The organism is Methanoregula sp., assembly GCA_041645435.1.
GTDB lineage: Archaea > Halobacteriota > Methanomicrobia > Methanomicrobiales > Methanospirillaceae > Methanoregula.
Genome location: JBAZQB010000002.1, coordinates 60,246 through 84,388 on the forward strand (window position 1 = coordinate 60,246; position 24,143 = coordinate 84,388).

The window sequence follows — 24,143 nt, forward strand, 5'->3', positions numbered from 1 at the left end:
AAACACCATGAAATTTATGAAAAAAATGGACGGGGTCTTTCATGCTTCCGAAGGTACCGCCCGGTTTTCTGTTCTCAAAGAACAGTCGATCAAGACCGTCTTTTTCTTCACAGCCCTCTTTGCCGTAATTGTCGTCTCATTCATCCTGCTCTTCTTGTTACGGGACGGTTACCCGATCTTCGCCCAGGTCGGTCTCCTTAATTTCCTCCTCGGCCCAGACTGGGCTCCGAGCGCCGTTGAACCATTGTATGGGATCTTCCCGCTCATTATCGGCACCCTCCTTGTCACTATTGGGGCCATGCTCTTTGCCGTCCCGCTTTCCATCGGCTGTGCAATCTATATCTCGGAACTCGCGTCCCCCCGGACAAAAAAGATCCTCAAGCCAGCAGTCGAACTGCTGGCCGGCATCCCCTCCGTGGTATACGGGTTTTTCGGTCTCATCGTCCTGACAAATTTTATCCGGGTGACCTTCGATATTCCTACCGGGGAGACCTGGCTTGCAGCTTCGGTGCTGCTCGGGATCATGGCCCTTCCCACGATTATCAGCGTCTCTGAGGATGCCATCAGTTCGGTACCCCATGAGTACAAGGAAGGGTCGCTCGCTATCGGAGCAACGCAGTGGCAGACAATCAGCCGGGTGCTGGTGCCGGCAGCCCTTTCCGGTATCGCAGCAGCAATTATCCTTGGGATCGGACGGGCCATCGGAGAGACCATGGCAGTCCTGATGGTGGCCGGTAATGCAGCGATCATCCCGGATCCTATCTGGAATATCCTCTCGCCGTTACGAACCCTGACCGCAACGCTCGGCATCGAGATGGGCGAGGTATCCGTCGGCAGCGAGCACTACAGCGCCCTGTTTGGTGTTGCCGTGGTCCTGCTCATTATCACGCTCATCATCAATCTCTCCGCTGTCGCAATCCTGCGCCATCTTAAGGAAGGAAGAGCCCATTGTCCCGCACGGAAACCGCTCGTCTCTTCCGCCACCAGAGAATCCCTTGCACGATTTGCTGGGATTATCGGTATTGCACTCGTACTCGTATTCCTGCTCGCCGCCGCACCGTGGTGGCTTGCCGCCCTTGTCCTGCTCACTATCGGGGCATGGTATTTCGGCAGGGACCAGCTCTCCCAGAAGCAAATCCAGACGATTGCCTTCAGTCTTGTCGGCCTTGCGACCGTCATCGTACTTGCCATCCTAGTCATTATCCTGCAGGACATTATCATCAACGGACTACCGGCACTCTCGTGGGAGTTCCTCACCCAGCCGCCCAGGGATCTCGGGCGGGCCGGAGGAATATTTCCGGCCATTGTCGGCACGCTCTATCTCGTCATGGGTGCGATTGCAATTGCTCTGCCGCTCGGTGTAGGGGCGGCCATCTATCTCGTGGAATATACACGGGAAGGGCGGATCACCCGGCTCATCCGGACCGGTGTTGACCTGCTCAACGGCACGCCTTCGATCGTCTTTGGCCTCTTCGGGTTTGCCTTCATCGTCATGTATCTCAATGTCGGCGTCTCGCTGCTGGCCGGGCAGGTCACACTTGCCCTGATGGTGCTGCCGACCGTGATTCGCACAACCGAAGAATCGTTGAAAAATATCCCGCAGTCGTTGCGGGAAGGCAGTCTCGCGCTCGGGGCCACCCAATGGCAGACGATCAGCCGCGTTGTCATCCCCCCGGCAGTGCCGGGAATTGTGACCGGCGCTATCCTCTCTATTGGCAGAGCGGCGGGAGAGACCGCCCCGATCATGTTCACCGCAGTGGTCTTCTCATCACGGTTCTTACCCGACTCGGTCTTCCAGCCGGTCATGGCGCTGCCCTACCATCTCTTCATACTGGCGACCAATGTGCCCGGTTCGTCCACCAACAAATACGGGACTGCGCTTGTCCTGCTCCTGCTCGTCATCGGGTTCTATTCGGTTGCGATTATCGTCAGGACACATTTCCAGAACAAGGCAAGGGGATAAAAAATGTCTGAATCTGCAATTATCACAACAAATAATCTAAACCTCTGGTATCATGAGAAGCATGCACTCCAGTCAGTCTCGATAAAAATCCCGAGGAACCGGGTAACTGCGCTTATCGGCCCCTCGGGCTGCGGGAAATCGACCCTGCTGCGCTGCTTCAACCGGTTGAATGATCTCATCGATCACGTGAAGATCACCGGTGAGATCACGCTCGATGATGAGAACATCCATGCATCCTCGACCGATGTGGTGACCCTCCGGAAGAAAGTCGGCATGGTCTTCCAGAAACCCAACCCGTTCCCGAAATCCATCTACGAAAACGTGGCGTACGGCCCCCGGGTACATGGTATCCGGGATAAAGCCGAGCTCGATAAGATTGTCGAGCAGAGTCTCCGCCACGCAGCGATATGGGATGAAGTAAAAGAACGGCTGAACGATTCGGCACTCGGGCTTTCCGGTGGCCAGCAGCAGCGGCTCTGTATTGCCCGCACCCTTGCCGTGGAACCGGAAGTTATCCTCATGGACGAGCCCTGTTCAGCGCTCGATCCGATAGCAACAGCAAAGATCGAAAATTTAATCGAGCGGCTCAAGGAAGATTACACGGTCATCATCGTCACCCACAACATGCAGCAGGCAGCCCGGGTGAGCGATTACACGGGTTTCATGTATCTTGGCAAACTGATCGAATGCGGAAAGACCGGGCAGATATTCGAGCACCCGAAAGAAGAACTGACCGAGAATTATATCACCGGCAGGTTCGGGTAGGAGCAGGATATGGCAGAAAAATTCCATACAGAACTCAAAACACTGAAAACCGACACGCTGGAGATGGCGCATCTCGGGCGGTTCATGCTACGGACCGCAGTGGATGCACTCATCCGGCAGGATACGGAGCTCGCAGCTTCTGTTGTTGCACAAAAAGAAGAGATCCACCGGATGGAAGTTCGTCTCGAAGAGCACTGCTATCACCTGATTGCGCTCAACCAGCCAATGGCAAAGGATATGCGGTTCATCGCTTGTTCGCTCAAAGTGATCACGGCATCGCTGCGTATCGGGCGGTATGGCAAGTCAATTGCCAATACGGTAAATGACCTTACTACAAAACCTCACCTCGCCAATATGATGAGCATCCCGCATATGGCAGATCTCGTGCTCGACATGATCGATGATGCGATCAAGGCATATGAGACAGATGATCTCCACCTTATTGATGATTTCTCGTCAAGGGATGACACGATCGATGCACTCCGGCACTCGATCTTCCGCGAAGGGATCACCTACATGATGGAAGATCCCAAGAACATCTCGCGATGCACGCACTACATTATGGTAGCCCGGTACCTCGAGCGGTGCGCTGATCATGCCTGCAAGATCGCAGAGAATGTCCAGTATATGGAGACGGGTGAACGGGTGGAGATTCATTGATTCCCCGGCACCATTGGTGAATCAGCAGAATGACCGATAACCGGTCAAATCTTTTTCACTAATCCCGGTACCGCTGCCTGAAGTCAGACCAATCTATATATCCCCCCTCAAACAAGTTTGTCCATATCAATAAAAAACAGGAAATCCCCATTCCTGCCTTGTATGGATGACTGATGGCATGACCGATGCAAACACTCCTGGAACTGCGGAACAGGAAAGAAAAACTCAACGCCCTGTTGATTTCTCTCCGGTTACCACGATCTGCGGTATTGGCACAGCAGCTATCGGCATCCTTGGGATTGTGGGATTGTACCTGTCTCTTCCCCTTTTCAGCGGCATTATTCCCGGTTATAAACCCATATCATTCAGTGCAGCACTGCTCTGGGTTTTTCTCGGTCTGGCTCTTGCGGTTATAGCAAAAAGGCCTCTTCAGGGAATACCGCGAACCGTTCTTGCAGGTGTTCTGGGGCTTATCATCATCATCCAGCTGATCGAGTTCCCGCTCAATATTCTTGGCGATCATTTTTTTATTGAACACCTGTCGATCCAGACCAGCAGCGCACTGATGGGAGTACCGATATCACCGATCTCCCCGGTCACTTCCGGCCTGATCCTGCCAGCAGGTCTCAGTCTCCTCATCCTCCTCTTTGCACCTGAGCTGTCAGAGAAGAATCCACGCATCAGGGATATATCCGGTATTGTTGGGATATTCGTCATATTCATGAGCCTGGTTTTTATTATCAGTTACCTCTACGGTGCCCCGTTTTTCTCCGGCACCCGAATAATCCCGATCTCCCTGCTGTCTGCATTTGCGTTATTACTCTTCGGGCTCGGACAGGTAACCGCTTCAGGACCGTCCGCTGTCCCGTTAAAGTATTTTACCGGTACTTCCACCCAGGCCCTGCTGTTCAGGATGTTCATTCCGCTGACACTGGTCATCATCCTGTCGGATGAATTGCTCCATATCGTCATCACCTTCTATGAACCCGTGAATGATGCTCTTGTCTTTGCACTGGTCGTCTCGGTTTTTATGCTCGTTACGATCGTTGTTGTGGGCAGGGCAGCCAGAAGCGTGAGCAGTGCAATTGATCGTGCTGAACTTAAACGACGAGAGGCAGAAATGGAACTGCGGGCTGCGTATGAACAGCTCGCTGCGCAGGAAGAAGAGCTTCGCCAGCAGTACGATGATCTGTCCCGGAACCAGCAGGCCCTTTCGGAACGGGAGATCCAATACCGCACGATCCTGCGGACCGCGATGGATGGTTTCTGTCTTGTTGACCTGAAAGGGGCATTTATTGATGTCAATGATGCATTCTGTTCGATGTTTGGCTATACCCGTGAAGAGATGCTCAAGTTTTCCCTGCCGGATATCGAAGTAAAAGAGTCAAAGGAAGTTATCGCTATCCACATGAAAGAGATACTCCGTAAAGGCAGTGACCGCTTCGAAACCCGGTACCGGTGCAAAGACGGGCGGATCATCGATGCAGAAGTAAGTGTGGTATACACCGGGTCGCCGCAGGCACCGTTCTTTACCTTCCACCGGGATGTCACGGAACGAAACCGGGCGGAAAAAGCGCACGAGCAAGCCAAGAAAAAACTGAATCTGTTGAATTCGGTCACGTTCAATGATATCCAGAATGCGATTTTTTCCGCAAGTGGGTACGTGCAACTGATGAAAGGAGATCTCAGTGATAAGAAACTCTCCGGGTTTATGGATAAACTGGAAGAGTTACTCGGAAGAATCAACCATTTTCTGGAATTTGCTCACAGTTACCAGGATATGGGGATAAAACCCCCCCTGTGGCAGAATGTAAACCATGTGTTCCTCATTGCGATTTCCCATCTGGATTTTTCTAAGATCAATCATCGGGTTGAACTGGATGGACTGGAGATTTTTGCAGATCCCCTGCTTGAACAGGCTTTCCAGATTCTTGGGAGAAATATCCTTACTCACGGTGGTACGGTGACACAGGTATCACTCTCCTATACAGTAATGCCTGATGAATGCGTGAAGATTATTTACCAGGACAATGGCCGGGGTATTCCGGATAGTATAAAAGCGGGAATCTTTACCCGGGATTTCCTGCAAAAGAAGGGAATGGATCTGTTTCTCGTTCGGGAAATCCTTGAGATTACCGGAATGTCCATCGTGGAGAACGGCGAACCCGGCACCGGGGCACGGTTCGAGATCACCGTGCCGAAAGGCGGCTACCGGTTTGTGAACCAATAAGTAAATCCGGATATTTAACGATGGAGAGGCAATCCCTTCCGGCCATACCCGGCACTCCCTATTCCTTTCTTCCCGTGAACACGACAAACAGCCGGTTCTTGTATACTAAATCAATCTCGTTAAACCCACACTCCTGCAACCACGCGAGCTGCACCGAGAGTTTCTCGTTCTTGTCAAATGTCTCCCGCCGGTATAACATCTGTTTCTTATCCTCGGCCGAGAGCGGGCACGGCACCAGAAACTCATCCCAGTAGGCCATGTAACGCCGGTTGATGGCTACAGTCTCGCCCAGCACCTGGTCGGCATTCACAAACATGCCGCCGGGTTTTAAGGCATCATAGATCTTCTTGTAGAGCCGGTGTTTCTCCTCGTGTTCAAGATGGTGGATGGACAGTGCAGAACAGATCAGATCATAGCGGCCGGCAAAATCCACACTGCTGTAATTCCCGGTAATGTACCGCACATCTTTGCGCCCAGCGAACCGCTCCTGAGCGACACTGAGCATGGATTCTGACAGATCGACCAGCGTGAGAGCAGCGTCCGGAAATTTCTGGATCATGAGCGCCGAGAGAAGGCCGGTCCCTGCACCAATGTCAAGGATGGCCGGGCAGGAGTGGTTGCACTCCGCAGCCCAGACCGCTGCGCTGTAATAGTCGTCCATCTCGGGGATAATCCATTTCCGCTGGGCATCATACCGGGATGCGGTGGCATCGAAGGCTCTTTTGATCTGTTCCACAAAGGTCACTTCAGGATCAGGGTTTGTCAGGGAAGGGTAATCAAACCCGCCGGGCTGCCCTGTGTGCCATCCCAAAAAATGGTTAATTTTCAGCCAGCCCTTTAAAAATTGTGGATTAGGAAGAGTTGTGATTCGCGGCCGGCCCCGGATGAAACGGTATCCGATAATTCGTTCTCATCTGCACAAGAAGCACCCGAAATTCCTTTTTGTGATGTGCTATTCTTTATTGAACCGGGTCCGGTCCCTGGGTACGAAAATCTCAAACCGTGCACCTTTACCCGGTATCCCGGTTTCTTCGATGGTAATACCGGTGATATCAAGAATCTCCCGCGAAAGTGCCAGACCCAGCCCCGTGTTCTTCCCACTCCCCCGGATAAAGATCTGTTTCTTCTCATCTTCAGGCACACCTTCGCCATCATCCTCACAGACAACAATCTGGTTCCCATCACGTTCCTCCATCGAGAACCTGACGGTTGTGATCTTCTTGCTATGCCGGACGGCATTATCCATCAGGTTGTAGAAGACTTTTGCGATAAGCGGGTCCGCAAATACCTCTGTGCCGGCAGGAATATCGTTTTTGACCACGACCTTTCCGAGCGGGGCTACCTTAGATGTAGTGTCGATAAGTGTGCGGCAGTCCTGCCAGACAGGAGCCGTGATACCGATCTTTTCGTACTCCCTGGTGAAATCAATCATGGCAGAAATCCGGGCACTTATCCTCGTAATCCGGTTGAAATACTCTTCATATGCGGGATCCGGGACCTTCTCCTGGAGTAACTCAAGAAATCCATTCAACGCCAGAAGCTGGTTTTTGATGTCGTGCCGTGTGATGCCCGAAAGGAGGTTGAGTTTTTTGTTGGCCTGCCGCAACGCCTCCTCAACCTGTTTGCGCCGGGTAATTTCCTTTGAGGAACAGATAACGGTGACAACTGATCCCTTGTCATCCTTGATCGGAACAATTGTTGTCACGTAATACCGGTCGCCATCTGGGCGGGGGACCCGGACTTCGAATTCGTGGCCATTTCCCGTTGTAAAGGCCGTGCGAAGCGCAGAAAACCGTTTCTCTGCCTCCTCTTTGGGGAATACGTCCCAGATCTTCTTTCCGAGAATCTGGTCCACCGACTTCCCAACCCCCTCGGCAAAAGCCCGGTTGACGTAACGGTATGTCCCGTCCGGGTAGAACGAGAAGATAGGATCTGAAGATTCGTCAAGAAGGATGCGGTGCTTCTGTTCGCTCTCGCGCAACGCATCTTCCGCCTGTTTACGTCTGGTGACGTCGCGGCAGGTGCTCATCACTGCAGGATGCCCCTCCCAAGTGATCAGCCGCGCGTTCACCTCTGTTGGTACGAGTGAATCGTCCTTGCGCCTATGCATGGTCTCAAACGAGAGATGACCTTGTTCCATCAGCCGGGCTATTCGAGCTGGTGCATGGGGAGCATTGTCTATGGAGTCTACCTGTTTGACTGTCATGGACATCAACTCCGTACGGGTGTAGCCGAGCTGTTCGCAGGCCTGCGTGTTGAATGCCAGTATCCGTCCATTTTCATCGTGAATGAAGATCGCGTCACCAGCGCTGTCAAACAGTGTACGGTATTTTTCCTCGCTCTCGCGCAGCGCATCTTCCGCTCTCTTGCGTTCGGTGATATCCCGAGATATGCCGAGAACAGCCCGGACCTGATCATCAGGACCTTTGAGCGGCATCAGGACGTGATCGAACCAGTGAATCTGATCATTGACCTCTATGACCCCCTCATTCCGGACTGGGGTCCCTTTTTCAAAGACCATTTCAAGTGCTTTTTTCTGCCGTCTCGCCAAATCAGGAGGAAACAAAATGGAACGCGGGCTGCCAAGAATCTGCTCCACCGGTTTTTTGAGCATTGCAGATGCGAAGCTGTTCACATATTCCACTCGATCATCCCTGCCAATTACAAATATTATGTCATTTGAAGTTTCGGTAAGCGTGCGATATCGCTCCTCGCTGGCCAGAAGGGCAATCTCTGCTTCCTTCTCCTCGGTTATATCCCGCCCAACCGACTGGTATTCGGTAACTTTTCCGGACGTATCGAATATTGCACGGTCGCTCCAGCGCTGCCACCGTATTCTGCCATCCGGCATGATGATCCGGTGCCTGATGGTATCGACCGGATGGTCAGGAGTTAAGGATGCAAAAAAGCGTTTAATGCGCTCCTTGTCTTCGGCAGGGATATCCGGCCGGAAGCGGTGACCGAGGATCTCTTCTCTATTCAGGCCGAAGTACCGGCAGTAAGCATCATTGACAAAGACATGGGTACCGTCCGGTAAGAACCGGGAGATAAACTCGGTCTGGTCTTCAACTATGTTCCGGTACCGCTCCTCGCTCTCGGCAAGGGCTTCATCTGCCCGTATCCTTTCAATGGCAGTCCCTATCTGGGTGGCGATCGTTTCAAGAGCGACACGGGCATTTGCCGGGATCTCATCTTCTGAATGTGAGCTGATGTTTAAGCAGGCAATGACCCTGCTTTTCGAGAATACCGGGATGATGGCAGAAGCCTTGAGTCCCTCCTGTTCCTGAACAGGGGTATGGACAATCCCTGTTTTACTGTATGGCATGTGAATTGGTTTTCCTGCCATCACCATCCGGGCATTCACCGACCCTTCAGGATAATGAGAGGCGTTTTTTACAAATTCATCCCCGAGGTTTCGTGAAACGATAAGGTCAATGGAACCATCACTCCCGTTGACAAGGTAGATGCCTCCGGCATCCATGCCGGTGATATCAATTGCCCCCTTCAGGCAGGTCTCTAAAGTATCTTTCAGTCCTCTGATTGACTGGAGGGCAAGCCCGAGGTCCAGCTGGGTTTTGAGGATGTGATCCTGCCGCTTTCTCTCGGTGATGTCCTGGATAACGCCAAAGACAACCTTTTTCGTTGGATCATACTCCGCAATGGAGTGAATATCCACAACCTTTCCATCTGAAGGGCGCCTGATCTGGAATTCTACGTCATACGGCAGGTTATCCTCGACCAAAGCCCGTAAGGCTTCGTCGAGCATCGGACGATACTGTGACAGGGCGACTTTTTGCACATCCTCGATGTGCCAGTGGCGATCGGCAAGCCCGAACAGTGATTGTGCACCTTCGGACGCATTAACGCCCCGGGTCTCAAGATTATATTCCCAGTGACCCAATCCCGAGATCCGTTCGGCTCGTAGCAAACGCCCCCCGCTATCAGCAAGCGCCTTCTCATCACGTTTCCGCTCGGATATGTCAACAATGATGCCCCGAATGCCGACTATGCCGTTGTTTGAAAAGATTGGTGACGAGTAGATGGAGACGGGAAATGTGCTGCCATCTTTCCGCATGGCCTGGTATTCATCCACAGGTCCTGTTCTTCTCCTCCCTTCAAATATCGCATGGAACGCTACCGTGGCCCGTTCCCGGTTATCGGGCGCTACCATCTGAAGGATGTTCAGTCCGTGCCGGAACTCCTCCTCTGAATACCCGTACTGTTCGAATGCGATGCGGTTTGCGTACGTCAGGTTGCCATTTCTATCTGCTTCATAGACAATTTGGGGGAGGAGATCGGAGAGCTCACGGAACCGTTTCTCACTCTCATGCAGTGCTTCTTCTGCCCGTTTTCGTTCCGTGATATCCCGGATCGACTCGATAGCCCCGACAATAGTACCCTTCCGGTCAAAGAGCGGAGAGGCGGTAAACCAGAGTGCAGCTCCTCTTCCATTGTTGAAGTGGGGGATCGTAATCTCTGAGTATAGGGTAGTCCCATCACGGGTTATGGCCGGGTATTTTTTTGTGATGGCCAGATCATCTTTGAAAACAAGGTCGATGAGGATGGGGCGGCGCTCATGATAGAACGGGATCGCGTACTCGTAATTCCCTTTTCCGAGTATCTGGTCTGCTTTAACCCCGGTCATCTGCTCCATCGCACGGTTCCACGCGATCACAACTCCCCTGGTATCGATTGCGAGGGTAGCATCCGGCAGGAAGTCGATGATATCTGCTTCACGGCGCTCAAGGTCCCTTATGCTTGCCGCCGCTGTCCTCTGCTGGACGGCCTGGTGGATTTTATGCGCAAGTTCCGCAAACTGCGATCTCGGCTCCCCGCCTTTCTGGAGATAAAAATCAGCCCCTTCATTGAGCGCCTGGATAACAATCTCTTCGCGCCCTCTGCCGGTAAAGATGATGAACGGTGTTGCATTACCCGATGCTTTGAGTTGTTTAAGGAAGGTGATTCCGTCCATCTCCGGCATCTGGTAATCCGAGACAATGGCATCATACCGCTCGCTCTTCAGCCGTAGCAGTGCTTCTTTGGCAGACGCGAGGGTGTCGACAACAAACTCCCCCTTAGCTTCAAGGAAGATCTTTCCGATTTCCAGCAGCGTGGGTTCGTCATCAACATAGAGCAATCGTATTGCAGATGCCATTACTCTTTCTTATCATTCATCCGCCACATACCTTTTGGCGCAGTAATCTCGAACCGGGTCCCGTTACCCGGTTCGCCGGTCTCCCGGATGATGATCTCCATGATCCCGAAAATCTCCCGGGCGAGGAAGAGACCCGGCCCCGACTCGCTCCGGACCTGAGCCCGGAACAGCATACACTGCCGCATAAAAACCCATGCCCGCACCGCTTTAAAACCGCGGTTTGCCGTCGGCATCTCCAGTGGAAATAAAGGGGTATAAGAATATTGTGGATTTGCCGGATTGTCTCTGCGACCATGATAGTCTGGCAAAATCCTGAAAATCCTATCAAAATTGCAAAATATATCTCCTTGGATTTAACCAGTTCCCCTTTACTTCCCGTGACGGTGCTTACGTGTTCCGGTCCGCAAGAGGCTGTGAAAACGTCTGAGTGATAATGAAAAAATTGTGGCAGGGGAATTTCCCTGCCCTTTTATCCTTACTTCTTTTCTTCCATGTGGTCGAGAACCCGGTCCCACGTGACGAGGAGGCCGGAGACGATCACATAGGCGAGCAGCCCGGCACCGAGAAATGCGCCGGTGAGGATGAGTTCGTTGTCCATCCCCATCACCCTCCGATGAGTGCCGTGACGGTGTCGGCCCAGGTCTCGACCGTTGTCCGGATGCTGTCGTCCGAGTAGGACGTGAGGCTTACTCTGTCCCGGCTGAACGTGATCATGTAGATCTCCCCGTTTGCGTCGTGGCACTTGAGGGTCGCCGAATAGCTCTCGCTGTCGGTGTCCCGGTACGGCGAGCCCCCGTGGGCCGCGGTGAGGGCTGCATTTGGAAGGATTGCGGTTGCCCCGGCATTGAACCCGGCGATGGTGTTGAACCGGCCGGAATCGTTTGCCACGGTATTTGCTTCATTGTCCTGGTACACTACTTTTGCCACGTAGTACTCCCGGGTCTTCTCGACTCCCGGGTGGCTGATACCGGCGGACATGTAGGCTACACAGGCAAACGGGTTGCCGGTCAGGACCGACTCGACGATCGTGTTGAACGCTGCCACAGCTGCAATCGGGCTCGCGAGTTAGCGAACCGCGGTCTTTATGGTTGTCTTCTGTACGAAATCTGCCATGTGGTTTTCCTTCTTTTGTGGTGTTTTTCCTTCTTGTATCAGGGCCCTTTGACATACCCGTATACGCCGTAAATGGGCTTAGTCGTGACTGAATTTTATTTATTATTGGGAAATGGCCTTGTATGCGTTGTCTGCCGTGGAAAAAGAGCGGGAAATGAGCGGGAATGATGCGGGAATGATGCGGGAATGATGCGGGAAAAACTGGAGAGGTGCGGGATAATAATGGGAGACGAGCCGGCTTTTAGCATGGGGATGGGAATCAGGGCGCTGACAATCATCCCGGAACAACGGTGATGCCCCAATGACTGTAGGAGTCGGTGGCGTTTTGCAGGGTGCTGCCCGGCTCCGCTTACCCCCATATTTGTGAAAAAAAAAGGAAAACGAAAATTCCCGCTTATCCCCGTTTTCCCGCATTCTTTTTCGCTGGCGTGTGTTTGCGAAACTGGCTGAGCGGTACGGATGTTCGTTTCTCTGCGGATTTTGTTTTTCCGAAAGATTTCTTCGCATCTCCGGGCTCTGCCTTTGCTAGCTGTGCCGAACTCTTCTTCGGAGCGGGGGTCTTAGCATCCGCCGGTTTTCTTGTAGTGTGCATTGCAGGTGCCGGGGATTTTGGAGGAGTGGGAAGTGCCTTTTCCGCACGGGCCGGGGGTGTCGTATGCGCAGGTTTCCTGTGGCCGGGTTCTTCTTTCTTGGTAATGCCCAGCCGGGTTTTGTATTTACTCAGGTATTGCAGCAGTTTGAGCACAGATTCTGTTTCTTCCCGGATAAAGTGCTCAATCTTTTTAAAATCCTTGGTCTCGTACCATTTCTTCATGTGACTGCCATCATATTTTTTCGATGAGAACAGATCGAGACGGGCACCTGCAAACCGCCCGTCATTCAGCAGGACAACAATTGGCCTGAGATCAAAACGGGGTCGCTGGAAATAGAGCTGGTGACTGGTAATCGCGGGCAGGTTGTATTTTTTGCATTTCGTGATGATCATCTCGTATTCGTAATCGAGACTCATGCCCACAGGAATAAAATGAGTAACCGGCATTTCCGTCCTGAAAAACTGGTTGCAGAACGTAGTGATGATACTCTGTTCGGAGCTCTCCCACTCTTTTAGGATGGTCAACTCACCCAGCGGTTCACCGGTGGTCAGGTCGATCTTCTGGTATTGGATAGTGATCAGTTTATCGACAGTGGGATCGGGTTTTTCCCCGGTGTGATATCCTTCCATGGCAAAATAGTAAGCCGGCATAAACTGATCTTATAACCTGAGATAAAATCCTTTTGCGTGGATTTGCAAGCGGGATATACGAACCCGTTCATCGAACCGTTGGGTGGATGTATTCTGCGGGAGGCAACGGGGGGAAGATGAGTGGATGAGGAGTTATTACCTGATAGGGGGTGAAGGTCGCACCGGGTATTTTCCAGGAGGTCGGTGTGCCAGTCGATGATATAGCGATTCTTTACATTAACCAAATCTATTTCTAGGTTTGAATATTTCATCAGTACAGTGAGGCTATTATGGTCACCTGTCCAAATTGCGGGCGTAATACCCCTGAAGGAAGATTTTGTGAGCGCTGCGGAGCCCAGCTGGTTACCGTGCAGCAACCGGCATATCCGCCTTACACGCAGCCGGCAGGTACGGTACCGGCACCGTTTCCTGACGCGAAAAGCACCCAGAGATCCTTTCATTATTCAGGCCTTTTTTATGCTGTCATAATTTTGGATCTTGTGGCAAGTTTTATCTTCGGAGCAATTGGCGTGTATGGTTTTTCTATCGAGACCGGTAAATATTATCCTGATACGTTTGGACTCCTCCTTGCTATCTTCCTCATGGTTTTCTTCTCAATCGAGATTATCCTGGATTTTTATCTCCTCAGAAACCGGGTCCGCACTCCCCGGAGTATCGATATTAACTTATGCTGGGTGAAGAGCCTGTGTGGATTTATTGGGGTTATTACGTTGATATCGGGTCTCTATTTTTTCATCATTGCCATGAAAATGCATGACGCTCCTGAAGCGGGACACGGGCTGTAAGTAAGAAATTGACCCTCCTATTTTTTATAAAATCAGGGGCTGCAATAACCTGTTACCCCCGGTAAAAAGGTACCCGTTTTGGGTTCTGGTACGTTACCCGCCAAGCACCCACCATCCCACAATGAACGATGCTGCATTCATCACCGCTGAAAGTGCAATTGACAGGCCGGGCCGTATCCGCAGGATCTGGTTCAGGATCACACTCTCGACTGCAATGACGAAGAGTTCGCCAATAAGCAGGTAATGCGTTGCCCCAATGTATGCCGGCAGGACGAACCAGAGATACGGGAGGGTGAGGGCGGTTGCAAGAATTCCCGTAAAAATAATTCGTATAACAGGGACATCCCTGAGTTTCACTATCGTGCGGATCAAAAACCATAAGACCGGGACTTCAACCAGCCACGTCAGAACGAGAGCGAAAAGAAATTGGGTCTCATAGATCATCCTAACAAGTCCCGCCTATGAGATTTTTCAGGAAGCAGATAACATCATCGAAGATACCCTTCGTTTTTACCGGTTCCGGCGTTGGAGTTTCCATGATCACTATCCTGTCCGCAGGTGAGGGTGAAATATTCGTTGCTGGTGCCGGGATGGCGGTATAGTGTGCGGATGAGAGATTGATATGGAGTTTACATGACTGCGCTCTCCCGTTATTGAGCGAAGAACAGGAAAATGGTTTTTGTACATTCAGAAGAGTAAATTGCTCTCCGTTCAGTTCCCCAAAAAGAGCACACTGGGTCAGATGGGGGTAGTCCAGGTACTCGTACATACGATTAAAACACCCGTACGATGGGCATACTGCTGAAAACGAGAATATGTCTCCCAATTCATTTATTTCATGACGTGGATTTGATTCGGGATTGTCGTATGCAGAGCAGTTCACGGTAAACATGACGGGTTGATTAACCGGAATAGTGTCTCTTTCAAAGTATACCTTCACCGTGGTTACCGGGGGAGCAGAATTTGCCCCTGCAGGGGGGATGATAACGAGGGAGACTACACCCAGTATCAGTAATACTTTAAGAAACGGCATCCTTTGGTTTACTTTTTTGTGTGCCATCATATACTGCTCCCAACAGACAATGGTGAGAAGCAGAATATAAAGTATTTATCCCCAGGGGGTGCTGTTTACGTTAACGGGACTTACTAAAGGTGGTACCGCCGGAACTCATCCCTGTTGAGTATTCAAGTATCCTTAAAGATGCAACAAAAAACGGCCCGGAAAAACCAAAATATTATCATTCTCTGAAAGGATAGTCACGGTTGCCCCGTGCCAGTCCCCCCCAAAATTGCAGGCCGATAATGGGGTATCATGGATGAAACCTGATAGTTGTTCAGCTCCCGGTACGAGTGTTGTTTTTTAAAAATTATGGTGCGGACAGGGGTTCCCTGCAATACGGACAAAATTTCGGCGTTTTAGGGAGGTGAAGCTCTTTACCGCAATAAGGGCATATCTCGAACGGTTGGGGGTCTCTCCCGCCGGATTTTGTCCCGATATCACTCCGCGTAAGAACCGAATCTTTTATCTCGATGATATCGTCTCCCACTCTGCCAATACGGGTATTTTCCGTTGGTGTATAGTGTATCTGCGGGGATTGCCGGACGTTCGATACGTTCTGAATGACCGGCTGGAAAATAATGGACGAACCCTGCGGGGCAGGTTGTGAAACGGGTTGTTTTTTTGCAGATTCCCGGGCTCTCATCTGCTGTATCTGCTCCGTTATCTGGGTAAAAATAATAGCAATATCTCCCACTCCCCTGACATTGCTGAACCGGGGATTGTCTTTTAATCCCTTACCCATCGAGTGAAACTTTATGTCATTGATGATAACGCCCGGGTTTTCAAGGAGGGGGGATTCTTTATGAATTAATTTGGTAATTTTCTCCAGCCCGACCTCCCAGACCTGATCATATATTGGAGAGCTAAGGAACGGTAGGGATTTTGGATAAAAGATGACTACCCGCAGGCTGGTCAGAACAAAAAACGACCAGAGACCCCCCCATCCTCCCACGGGGGGACTGAACGCCCCGAATGTCCATAAAATAACCTCCTCATCGGGTTTCAACGCCAGTTGGGCAGCATCGATATCCTTGGGTAAATCCATTCAGATCAACTAACATTACTTCCCATCTTTTTGATTAATACAAGTATCGCAGGAACCTGTGTGGAAAAAAGTCTTCATCGAGAATGTCAAATCCCCCTTCTCCCCCAGCACACTTAGGAAATTTTCCCTGTTTTCCTTGACAGTGTTTGTATTCCATTACCCCAATCAGAAAATAACGAGGATAGAAGTGTATGCCGATTTGTCCGACTTGTGGCAGGTCCACCCCTGAGGGAAGATTTTGTGAAAGCTGCGGATCTCGCCTTGATACACTTCTCAATTTCACGCAGGAGTATTGTAATACACTTCATGCACGACTGGCAGGGATAGGATTTGATATAAAGAGAAATATCTCGATTAATCCTTACGTTCTCGGAATTGCAGGGCAGAAGAAAGAAGTGAAAGAATTAGGTGTACTATTCAGTATGGGCATTGTTTTTTTCTCGGTCATGCCGATGGATAACCCGGACCCGATAAAAGTCATACAGTTCTCAGACCGAATTGCGGAACTGGCAAAAGAGTCCGGTGCAACATCACATTGGGTGATGACCCTGACAATCCCTGTCGTTGTCACGGAGACCATCACCAGTGACATGCGAGCCTGGATCGCGGGATTGAGGATGGATTTCCGGTACAATATGATCGTATTTCCGGCAATCGCAGTCCATAGTTCCCGGGAGATCGTGTTCTCTCAAAAGACCGGTTTTATCGGGGCGTTTTTACAAAAAACTGGATGGAACGCGGGGATGGTGCCGCATCGTTCAGCTATCCGGGCGGTTAGATGTATGCGGGGAGTGGGGATTTATCGGCATGGACCGGAAGTGTGCAGCTTCAGGGTACCGGTCCCGGCATTCATTCCGCAAAGTCCCGGCAATGAGGTACGCGATCCTGCGGGTATCCGGAAATCTCCCTGCCAGTGCGGTCACAAGAAGGTATACGCGTGCACGGGTTTTTTGTTGTACACAAAAAAATCAGCTGGTTGCCTTACTGACAAAATCATCAACGCGCTTTGCATCATTGATATCGAACGCGGAGATACGGGCCACTTTGTAGGTGCCGCTGAGCGTTATATGCACAATCATCGGGACAGAACCGATCTGGATCGTGCGGTAGATGCACTGCGCATCAGATTTCGGGATCATGGCAAGAATCCCGCTCAGATCCTGCGGTATGAATGCTTCGAGCCCTTCGCCTTTGCCATGCCGGATCAGGACATCGATAGCTGCATCGTTGAAATAGGTGATCTCCTCCCGGTCATTCACTTCGATAACCGGGTTGAGTTCGAGGTGGGGCATTTTCGAGAGATGCTCCAGTTCGCGGGTAATGGCGAGTCGTTTTGTGATGTCCGTGATCGTGACCATACGGCTGTACAGCGGTTTTTTCGTATTGAGGGATGCCATCTGGACCTCGCAGTCCATCAGGGACCCGTTCTTCCGCAGGAGCCGCGCCCGGATCCTTGACTGCCCGTTTACTTTCAGCTCGGACGATATCTGGTCTCCGGCATCGAGATAGTCTTCGTCGGTCTTGTACAGGTTCCGGACTGGCATGCCGATCAGCTCTTCGGTAGTATACCCGAGCATCGTTGCCAGGGACTCGTTGAGCCACTGCATTGTCCGGTTTTTCACCAGCGCAATGCCGAACGGGGAGGCCGCGAGGATAGCGCCAAGGACCTCGTTGCGCTCTTCGATTGCAGCGGCGGCGTTCCGCCTCTCAACCGCCCGGTGGATCTTGTGGGAGAGCTCCACGAACTGGGCTGTGGTATCCCCGCCTTTCTGGATATAGAAATCCGCACCTTCGTTCAATGCCTGGATGACAATCTCTTCCCTGCTCCGGCCGGTAAAGAGGATGAACGGTGTCATTGGATAGGAGGCACGCACCTGTTTTAATAATGCAATACCATCTTTTCCGGGCATCTGGTAATCGGATACAATCGCATCATAGGAGTATTGGTTGATCTTTTGCAGCGCTTCGTCTGCCGAGTAGGCAGAATCCGTACAGAAATTATTCCGTTCCAGGAATCGTTGCGCGATATCCACAAGGAACGGCTCGTCATCAACTACGAGAACATGGATGGCTCTTTTCCGTTCTGCCGGAGGGGTATCGGTGGTCATGTGGTGGTAAATAACTTCCACCTTGTAGTATATAAAAACAATTGAAATTGTTTTGTGGAGCCCCTCCTCCTCCATCCACCTTACTACAACCCTTTTACACCTGCAATCTCCATCAGCACCCCGAACCGGCTGACCCGCATAATCTCCACCATCCTGCCGGAACTCTGTCCGAATGCCGGACATAAAGTGCCCGATCGTGCTGTAAGGAAGAGTGAGTGGCCAGCACAGTATTTTTTTACTTCCCCCGGATTATGCTAATGCAATGGATCATGTTGACCAGCCATAAACTCCTGCAGCAGTACTGGTACGATAACCGCTACGATCCCGCAAAAGTCCAGGTCTGGTATATCGACCGGGGTGCACCGTCCGACCGGTCCACCGTCAGCGGTCCCGATATCAGCCTGGAGCCGTACTACATGGAGATCCGGACCCTCGATGGCGTAAAACCCGTACCGTATCACCGTATCCTGCTCATCACCTATGACGGGATGGTTGAATTCGAGAACCTGAAGATCGAAGGACAGGCATCCACCCTCATAGAAGAGAGCCTGCGTAAGACCTGACCGTGCCGGGCAGAAAGCGAGAAGCAGGACAACCGCTCTTTCCGCAGTGTTTTATCGGACTCCTTAGAGTCCCGGTATCGCGTCTCACTCTCGACCGGAGACTTGCGTGGAGAGGCCGGTGAACCCGGCACATACCCCGTCCGAAATTATTATAACCCTCCAGCGGGTAAGGGTTCTTCGTATGGCAACCTATGTGATGCTCGGGAACCTGAAGCATGCTGCGTTTGAAAATCTGGGCAGCATTGAAGAGCGGGACAAGAAAGCAACAAAGATTATAGAATCCCTCGGCGGAAAACTGATCTCCTTGTATTACACGATAGGCCAGTACGATTTTGTGGCAATCATCGACCTGCCCTCGAAAGAGGCGCTAGTGAAGTTCCTTGCCATTGTCGGCAGGTTCGGGACCGTCCGGACCGAGACCTTAGAGACCATTCCGGCCGACATGCTCTACGCGATCGCAAAAGAGAAATGAACCGCTCACCAGGAAAAGGTTGGGGAACGTTGTGGTCAGGGAAATGTTTGTCTCCTTATCGTTCCGGAGCCTGTCTCATCGCTGTTTTGAATGGGCACCTTCTGACTGGACACCGTTTAAGTTAAAAACGCGGCCAATGTATTGAACTGCGATCCTCAAAGTAATAATAAACAAAATAATAATTTAATTATGTAAAAACTATTTATATCTAAAACAACTATCTGTTTTTTGGTGAGATCATGATTTTTGGGGTAAATCTGGGATGCACGGTTAATAATATTTCATTTAAGAATCCGGACGCAATGATCACCGCGAAACTGAATGACGTGCCTATTGAGATTACTGCCAAAACTACCAAAGCCGCAGTGGATAATCTGAAACTGAAAAAAAATGATTGCGCGTATGCAGCCATTTTCTGGTGGGATCCAAAAGAACCCCCCGTTACGGGAAGCAAGATGGTAACCGTATTTATTCAGAACAACTGGGTGACAATCCCGCTCGGCAATGCTGCACTATCCACTGAACCAGAGAGTGAAGAATGCGTAAAGATGAAAGATACCCCTAAACTCACGGATGCAGTGGCAAAGAAGTATGGGTATGCGAATGTAGACGCTTTTCTTCAAGTGGTAAATTCATCGTTGAATGATTTCGGAAAATGTCCTCCTGAAAGTTTTATTAAACAAATAGAATCTGTCCGGGAGTATGAGTATGGCTGGAAGTGGCATACATTTCGTTATGGTCCAACCTGCAAAGCATGGATCTGTCAGATGAAAGAGGATTCCGGTAGTACACCCTCGGATGCGCAGAATGATGCATGGCTGCATGGGTATCTCTCTCCGGGCGACTATGCAAATGAAAAAAGCAATGCCCTGATAATTGCTGAAGGCAGTTTTGACGGACCCGTTCTGGCGGGCTTCTGCTATACCGGGACTAAAGACCGTCCCGACCCCAATATGCTATTCAAGGGTGCACCGTCATATAACCAGAAGGATAAAGATATCTTTTCTGTACCAGTCAACATCTACAGAAAAACAGAAAAAATAACTGAAAAGATCGGGCGGACTACGTTAGAAAATGTTAGGAAAAAATAAACATCATTGTGGGATTCAGGTATTATTATGACAGAAAATACACCTCAACAGGAAATGGATCAGAACCTGAAAAAAAGAGAAGAAATGAAGGATAACTTCATCGCGGTTTATACAATGTTATTGACCATCTTCTTTGCAACTTTTGCGATATTTACCTATTACCAGAATTATGACAATATTGTCAAATTATTGATCTACGTTAGCTGTTCCGGTGCTCTCGGGGGTCTTGTCTATAGTATTTTTGGATACACGAATCACCATAAACAAAAAAATTTTAAACCGGAGTATTTCTGGTGGTACTTCTTCCGGCCGATAATCGCCACAATCCTTGCAGTGGCAGCATTCTTTTTCGTTGCTGGAGGTCTTATGACCCTGTCCGGGATCGAGACCGAGCCTCTGGCCACGAAAATATATTCCCAGAAAACTGTTATGTTTTATTCTGCTCTGGCGTTCCTCACAGGATATTCGACCAATTCATTCATAAAAAAGATCAATGAAATTGCAGGGGTACTTTTTGAAAAACCTGAGGGAAAACCACCAAGTGGTGGAACACCCGAGGGGAATTCCGGGACAGGGGCACCGAAAACAGATGGAGAATAAATCTGGTACATGGAAAAAAATGGGGGATATTTCAAATTCGTTTTTGTTACTAATAATTGTTGAGTTTACTACCCTCACGAATCTATTATTTTGGTTTTTTTACTTGCGGCTGAAAATTCTGTGTTTCTTAGCATCCGGTTTTTGTTCCGGTTGTTCCTTTCCTTCGGTTTTTTTTTCTTTGTCGTCTTGAGTATTCTGTTGCACTTTTGGTTCGCAGGATGCTTCGATAATATTAATGGTGTCGTAGGTCATTTTACCCAAGTATTCTATGATCTCTTTTAGATCTGTCCATTCATCTTTTATTTTTTTATTCGCGGATATCACGTTACTTTTCTGGATCTGTTCTGAAGGTACATTATGTGAGAATTTTCGGGCCAGATGGGTGTTAATTGCAAGGAATGAGTTATTCCAGTTGTAATACGCGATCAGCCACTGTGTCAGATCTACACGGTTTTTCTGGATCTCCTGGGGGGGTTTAAAGATCAAAAGAACGAATATGGTCACACCGCCGCCACCAAAAAGATACGTTAACAGATCTGTTTTACCGAGCAAATAGAGGTAGATAGCAGCGGCAATCAGAACAACACCTATAAAAAATTGCCCGATATACATTCCGAGGGATACATTTAGTCCCAGACGGAAATCTTTCAACGCGTGTGACAGATACTCCTGATTTTCTTTAACCACTGCGCTTAACCCTTCGATTAGTTTTCCCTGGAAATCGAGATAATTCGATTGTATGGTCTGTTCCTTGTCATCAAGTTCTTTCACAAACTTATATCCCAGTTCTGCCGTTCCGGAATATTCGCGAATTTTTGATGCCGTTTCAAAACATTTTCTTGCCTGTTTATAGTCTTTAATTTTGGCCAGAGCAATTCCTTTGTTGCACCATGCATCATAATCGGTTGAATCATTTTTAATTATTTTATCAAAACAGCTGATTGATAACTCAATACATTTGGTTTCCTTTTTTGTGTCGTACCAATCTAGTAATGTCATTCCTTTATTTTGTAATGCATTTTTATAATCTGGATCAATCTGTAAAGCCTTATCAAAACAGTGTATTGCATTCGAATAATCCGGTTTTTCTTGTTCAAGTTTTGTTAGTGTAATACCCTTGTTGTTCCAAACGTCAGGGTCGTAAGAATGGTTTTTTAAAACAGTATCGAAACATAATTCCGCATCCCGATATTTTTCAAGGTAGAGAAATGCATTTCCTTTTTGGAAAAATGCTATCTGATAGTTAGGATTAATTTTAAGTGCAGCATCCAGATTTTTTATTGAATCATCGTATTCCCTTTTGTTAAGGAGAAGATATCCTTTATAATATAATGATAATGAATTTTTTGGGTTTAATATGAGTAATGAATCAACAATATCCAATGCCACATCAATCTCGCCAATAAAGGAGTACACAAGAGCCTTTCTAAGTATTGTCTCGATATTATCGGGTTTTTTTATCAGATACTCATCAAAGCATTTCAAGGCTTCATAATATTTTTTAAGATTGTAATATGCGCGACCTTTGAGCAGTAGTAAATTATCGTAGTTTTCAGGATTTTTTAAATATATGGTCCATGCTTTTTTAATATACTCTTCTGAATCCGATCTGAATTCGGTAAATGGGAGAACAATTGCGTTCCACATAACAATATTAGGATTTTCTGGCTCCAGTTCAAGTGCACGTTCGAGTTTCTTGATGGCTTCGGAATCCCTGTTGATATAATAAAGGCCAATCCCATAGGATAGAAGAGCTTCGCAGGATTGGGAGTTAATGTTTAATGCTGTTGTAAAACAATTGATCGCTTCATCGTCATTCCAGAGTTTGGCAAGGGTGATTCCTTTCTGGCAAAGGGCATTGATATTATGGTGATCGATTCCTAATGCCTGATTATAACATTCAATGGCCTTGGGGTATTGGCCATGATCGACATAGTGATCTCCTTTCGTTACCCATCCATTAGTGTCTGCGGGAACCATTTCTTCTATGTTCCCGTTTTTCAAAGGTTCGTCATTTGACTTCATACTTCCACAAGCACTCTGACATATTATTCATCAATATATAATTATTTGGGGAATTATGTTTGAATAGTAAATTATATTTCGGATATACAGTTTTTTTGGGGGAAATGAAAAAATGTGTTACATTTTCCCTCATCGCTGTTCCGGGCACTATCGTCGTCCCCTTCTCTCACATTTTCTACCCCGCCCCCATGTATCAGAGCTACTTGCCAGTGTATCAATCCCCCCGCTGCCGGTCACCTGTACCAGCGCAGGAAACCCTCCACGGGAACCTTCTTCCCATCCCGCCAAAGTAAAAAACCCGTGAAAAAAGGTCTTTATTCTCCAAACACGTACGTCGTCCCGACCATATTCGGGATAAACTTCCCCGGTATCTCCTGAGAAAACCGGTTGATCGCCTTCCACCCGGTACAGTGCAGAGGCACAACATACGAAGGATCGATCCGTTTCATCGCGTCGACGGTTGGCTGGATGATCGGTTCAAAAGCCGGCCCGGTGAGATGGAACCCCCCGAGTACAGCATGGACATTGTCGACACCCGTGATCTTTTTCGCGTACTCAACCGTGTTGACAATCCCGGCATGGGCACACCCGCTCATCACGACAAGGCCCTTGTCCTTGATGTTGATGACAATCGCCTGGTCATCGTTGATCGGGTCGGGCACCCAGCGACCGTCCATGAATGCCTCCATCCCCGGCATCCCCTTCTCAAACGCGGTCTTTCGCTCCACTTTACCGGTCACGAGCAGGTGGCCGGCAGCAAGGGTCGAGGGTTCTTTGAGTTGGAGGATATCTGCCCCGGCTTTCTTTAACGCAACCGGGTCCAATTGCGGAAGGTCAACCGTACCCCTGCCCGGCATGTTCAGCCTCCGTTGGAGAAAGGCGTCCGGGTGGGTGATGAGCGGCACCTGCCGGCCCGCACCGGCAAAGACGCAGGGGAGCCCGCTGGTGTGATCGATATGCCCGTGGCTCAGGACCACCGTTTCGATCCCGGCAAGGGAGAGTCCCATCTGACGGAGATTCCACGGCAGGCACACCGGTGAGAGCCCGGCATCGAGAAGGATTGCGTGCTCTTTCTTCTGAGAGAAGACCCGGACCCGGCAGGAGAGGCCGTGCTCCGCGAGAATCTGGTGATTGGGGTCGAATGGCAGCCTCCGGTCAACCGGCGTAGACGGCGGTACAAAGAAATCGGTATAGTTGTCGGCAAGAACGGTTAATTCCACCCGGTCTGCGGGTTTTACCCGGTGTTCGGTCATGTTTTCATCCTC

General features: G+C 49.8%; 22 protein-coding genes. 9 read left to right on the forward strand and 13 right to left on the reverse strand.

The features are described 5' to 3' along the window. Positions 1-16 precede the first annotated feature (16 nt). From pstA to WC593_04000, 4 genes are all read left to right on the forward strand, one after another. Complete coding sequence (gene pstA, locus WC593_03985) at positions 17-1,963, forward strand: phosphate ABC transporter permease PstA (protein MFA4824298.1); 1,947 nt, start codon at positions 17-19, stop codon at positions 1,961-1,963. A gap of 3 nt (positions 1,964-1,966) precedes the next feature. After that, on the forward strand, positions 1,967-2,728 hold the full coding sequence (gene pstB / locus WC593_03990) for a phosphate ABC transporter ATP-binding protein PstB (protein MFA4824299.1): 762 nt from the start codon (positions 1,967-1,969) through the stop codon (positions 2,726-2,728). 9 nt (positions 2,729-2,737) lie between these two features. Next, positions 2,738-3,388: a phosphate signaling complex protein PhoU gene (gene phoU, locus WC593_03995; GenBank protein MFA4824300.1), complete on the forward strand. Its 651-nt coding sequence runs from the start codon at positions 2,738-2,740 to the stop codon at positions 3,386-3,388. A 166-nt stretch (positions 3,389-3,554) separates the two neighbouring features. Continuing rightward, positions 3,555-5,618 carry a PAS domain S-box protein gene (locus WC593_04000; GenBank protein ID MFA4824301.1) on the forward strand — a complete coding sequence of 688 codons (2,064 nt, stop codon included), beginning with the start codon at positions 3,555-3,557 and terminating at the stop codon, positions 5,616-5,618. Between the two features lie 58 nt (positions 5,619-5,676). Here the strand turns inward: WC593_04000 and WC593_04005 are convergent, their stop codons facing one another. The 6 genes from WC593_04005 to WC593_04030 form a co-directional block, all read right to left on the reverse strand. Further along, positions 5,677-6,429, reverse strand: a complete 753-nt coding sequence (locus WC593_04005; protein ID MFA4824302.1) for a methyltransferase domain-containing protein — start codon at positions 6,427-6,429, stop codon at positions 5,677-5,679. Positions 6,430-6,570: 141 nt separating this feature from the next. Continuing rightward, positions 6,571-10,773 (reverse strand): PAS domain S-box protein, encoded by a 4,203-nt coding sequence (locus WC593_04010; GenBank protein ID MFA4824303.1) that lies wholly within the window; start codon positions 10,771-10,773, stop codon positions 6,571-6,573. Beyond that, positions 10,773-11,006 (reverse strand): ATP-binding protein, encoded by a 234-nt coding sequence (locus tag WC593_04015; GenBank protein ID MFA4824304.1) that lies wholly within the window; start codon positions 11,004-11,006, stop codon positions 10,773-10,775. The genes WC593_04010 and WC593_04015 overlap by 1 nt, the downstream gene beginning before the upstream one ends. Positions 11,007-11,248: 242 nt before the next feature. Next, the gene (locus tag WC593_04020) at positions 11,249-11,371 is read right to left on the reverse strand and encodes a hypothetical protein (GenBank protein ID MFA4824305.1); all 123 of its coding nucleotides are present in this window, start codon (positions 11,369-11,371) and stop codon (positions 11,249-11,251) included. A gap of 5 nt (positions 11,372-11,376) precedes the next feature. Beyond that, positions 11,377-11,817, reverse strand: a complete 441-nt coding sequence (locus tag WC593_04025) for a hypothetical protein (GenBank protein MFA4824306.1) — start codon at positions 11,815-11,817, stop codon at positions 11,377-11,379. 463 nt (positions 11,818-12,280) lie between these two features. Beyond that, complete coding sequence (locus WC593_04030; GenBank protein MFA4824307.1) at positions 12,281-13,129, reverse strand: hypothetical protein; 849 nt, start codon at positions 13,127-13,129, stop codon at positions 12,281-12,283. A 269-nt stretch (positions 13,130-13,398) separates the two neighbouring features. Here WC593_04030 and WC593_04035 point away from each other — a divergent pair, with 269 nt between their 5' ends. Then, positions 13,399-13,914 carry a zinc ribbon domain-containing protein gene (locus WC593_04035; GenBank protein MFA4824308.1) on the forward strand — a complete coding sequence of 172 codons (516 nt, stop codon included), beginning with the start codon at positions 13,399-13,401 and terminating at the stop codon, positions 13,912-13,914. Positions 13,915-14,007: 93 nt separating this feature from the next. Here WC593_04035 and WC593_04040 read toward each other — a convergent pair whose 3' ends face one another. From WC593_04040 to WC593_04060, 5 genes are all read right to left on the reverse strand, one after another. Next, positions 14,008-14,358, reverse strand: coding sequence for a hypothetical protein (locus WC593_04040; protein ID MFA4824309.1), 351 nt, complete (start codon positions 14,356-14,358; stop codon positions 14,008-14,010). A gap of 1 nt (position 14,359) precedes the next feature. Beyond that, complete coding sequence (locus tag WC593_04045) at positions 14,360-14,977, reverse strand: hypothetical protein (protein ID MFA4824310.1); 618 nt, start codon at positions 14,975-14,977, stop codon at positions 14,360-14,362. Positions 14,978-15,281: 304 nt separating this feature from the next. Beyond that, positions 15,282-16,019, reverse strand: coding sequence for a zinc ribbon domain-containing protein (locus tag WC593_04050; protein MFA4824311.1), 738 nt, complete (start codon positions 16,017-16,019; stop codon positions 15,282-15,284). 758 nt (positions 16,020-16,777) lie between these two features. Beyond that, positions 16,778-16,942 carry a hypothetical protein gene (locus WC593_04055; protein MFA4824312.1) on the reverse strand — a complete coding sequence of 55 codons (165 nt, stop codon included), beginning with the start codon at positions 16,940-16,942 and terminating at the stop codon, positions 16,778-16,780. A 45-nt stretch (positions 16,943-16,987) separates the two neighbouring features. Further along, positions 16,988-18,127, reverse strand: coding sequence for a response regulator (locus WC593_04060; GenBank protein MFA4824313.1), 1,140 nt, complete (start codon positions 18,125-18,127; stop codon positions 16,988-16,990). Between the two features lie 257 nt (positions 18,128-18,384). On the opposite strand from WC593_04060, the gene WC593_04065 reads away from it, so the two are divergent. From WC593_04065 to WC593_04080, 4 genes are all read left to right on the forward strand, one after another. Next, complete coding sequence (locus WC593_04065) at positions 18,385-18,690, forward strand: DUF504 domain-containing protein (protein ID MFA4824314.1); 306 nt, start codon at positions 18,385-18,387, stop codon at positions 18,688-18,690. A 181-nt stretch (positions 18,691-18,871) separates the two neighbouring features. Continuing rightward, on the forward strand, positions 18,872-19,162 hold the full coding sequence (locus WC593_04070; protein MFA4824315.1) for a GYD domain-containing protein: 291 nt from the start codon (positions 18,872-18,874) through the stop codon (positions 19,160-19,162). A 302-nt stretch (positions 19,163-19,464) separates the two neighbouring features. Continuing rightward, a complete protein-coding gene (locus WC593_04075) occupies positions 19,465-20,253 on the forward strand; it encodes a hypothetical protein (protein MFA4824316.1) in 789 nt (262 codons plus the stop codon). A gap of 27 nt (positions 20,254-20,280) precedes the next feature. Continuing rightward, complete coding sequence (locus WC593_04080; GenBank protein ID MFA4824317.1) at positions 20,281-20,853, forward strand: hypothetical protein; 573 nt, start codon at positions 20,281-20,283, stop codon at positions 20,851-20,853. Positions 20,854-20,952: 99 nt separating this feature from the next. On the opposite strand, the gene WC593_04085 is transcribed toward WC593_04080, so the two are convergent. Continuing rightward, positions 20,953-22,878 carry a tetratricopeptide repeat protein gene (locus WC593_04085; protein MFA4824318.1) on the reverse strand — a complete coding sequence of 642 codons (1,926 nt, stop codon included), beginning with the start codon at positions 22,876-22,878 and terminating at the stop codon, positions 20,953-20,955. Positions 22,879-23,192: 314 nt separating this feature from the next. Next, positions 23,193-24,131, reverse strand: coding sequence for an MBL fold metallo-hydrolase (locus WC593_04090; protein ID MFA4824319.1), 939 nt, complete (start codon positions 24,129-24,131; stop codon positions 23,193-23,195). Positions 24,132-24,143: the final 12 nt, after the last annotated feature.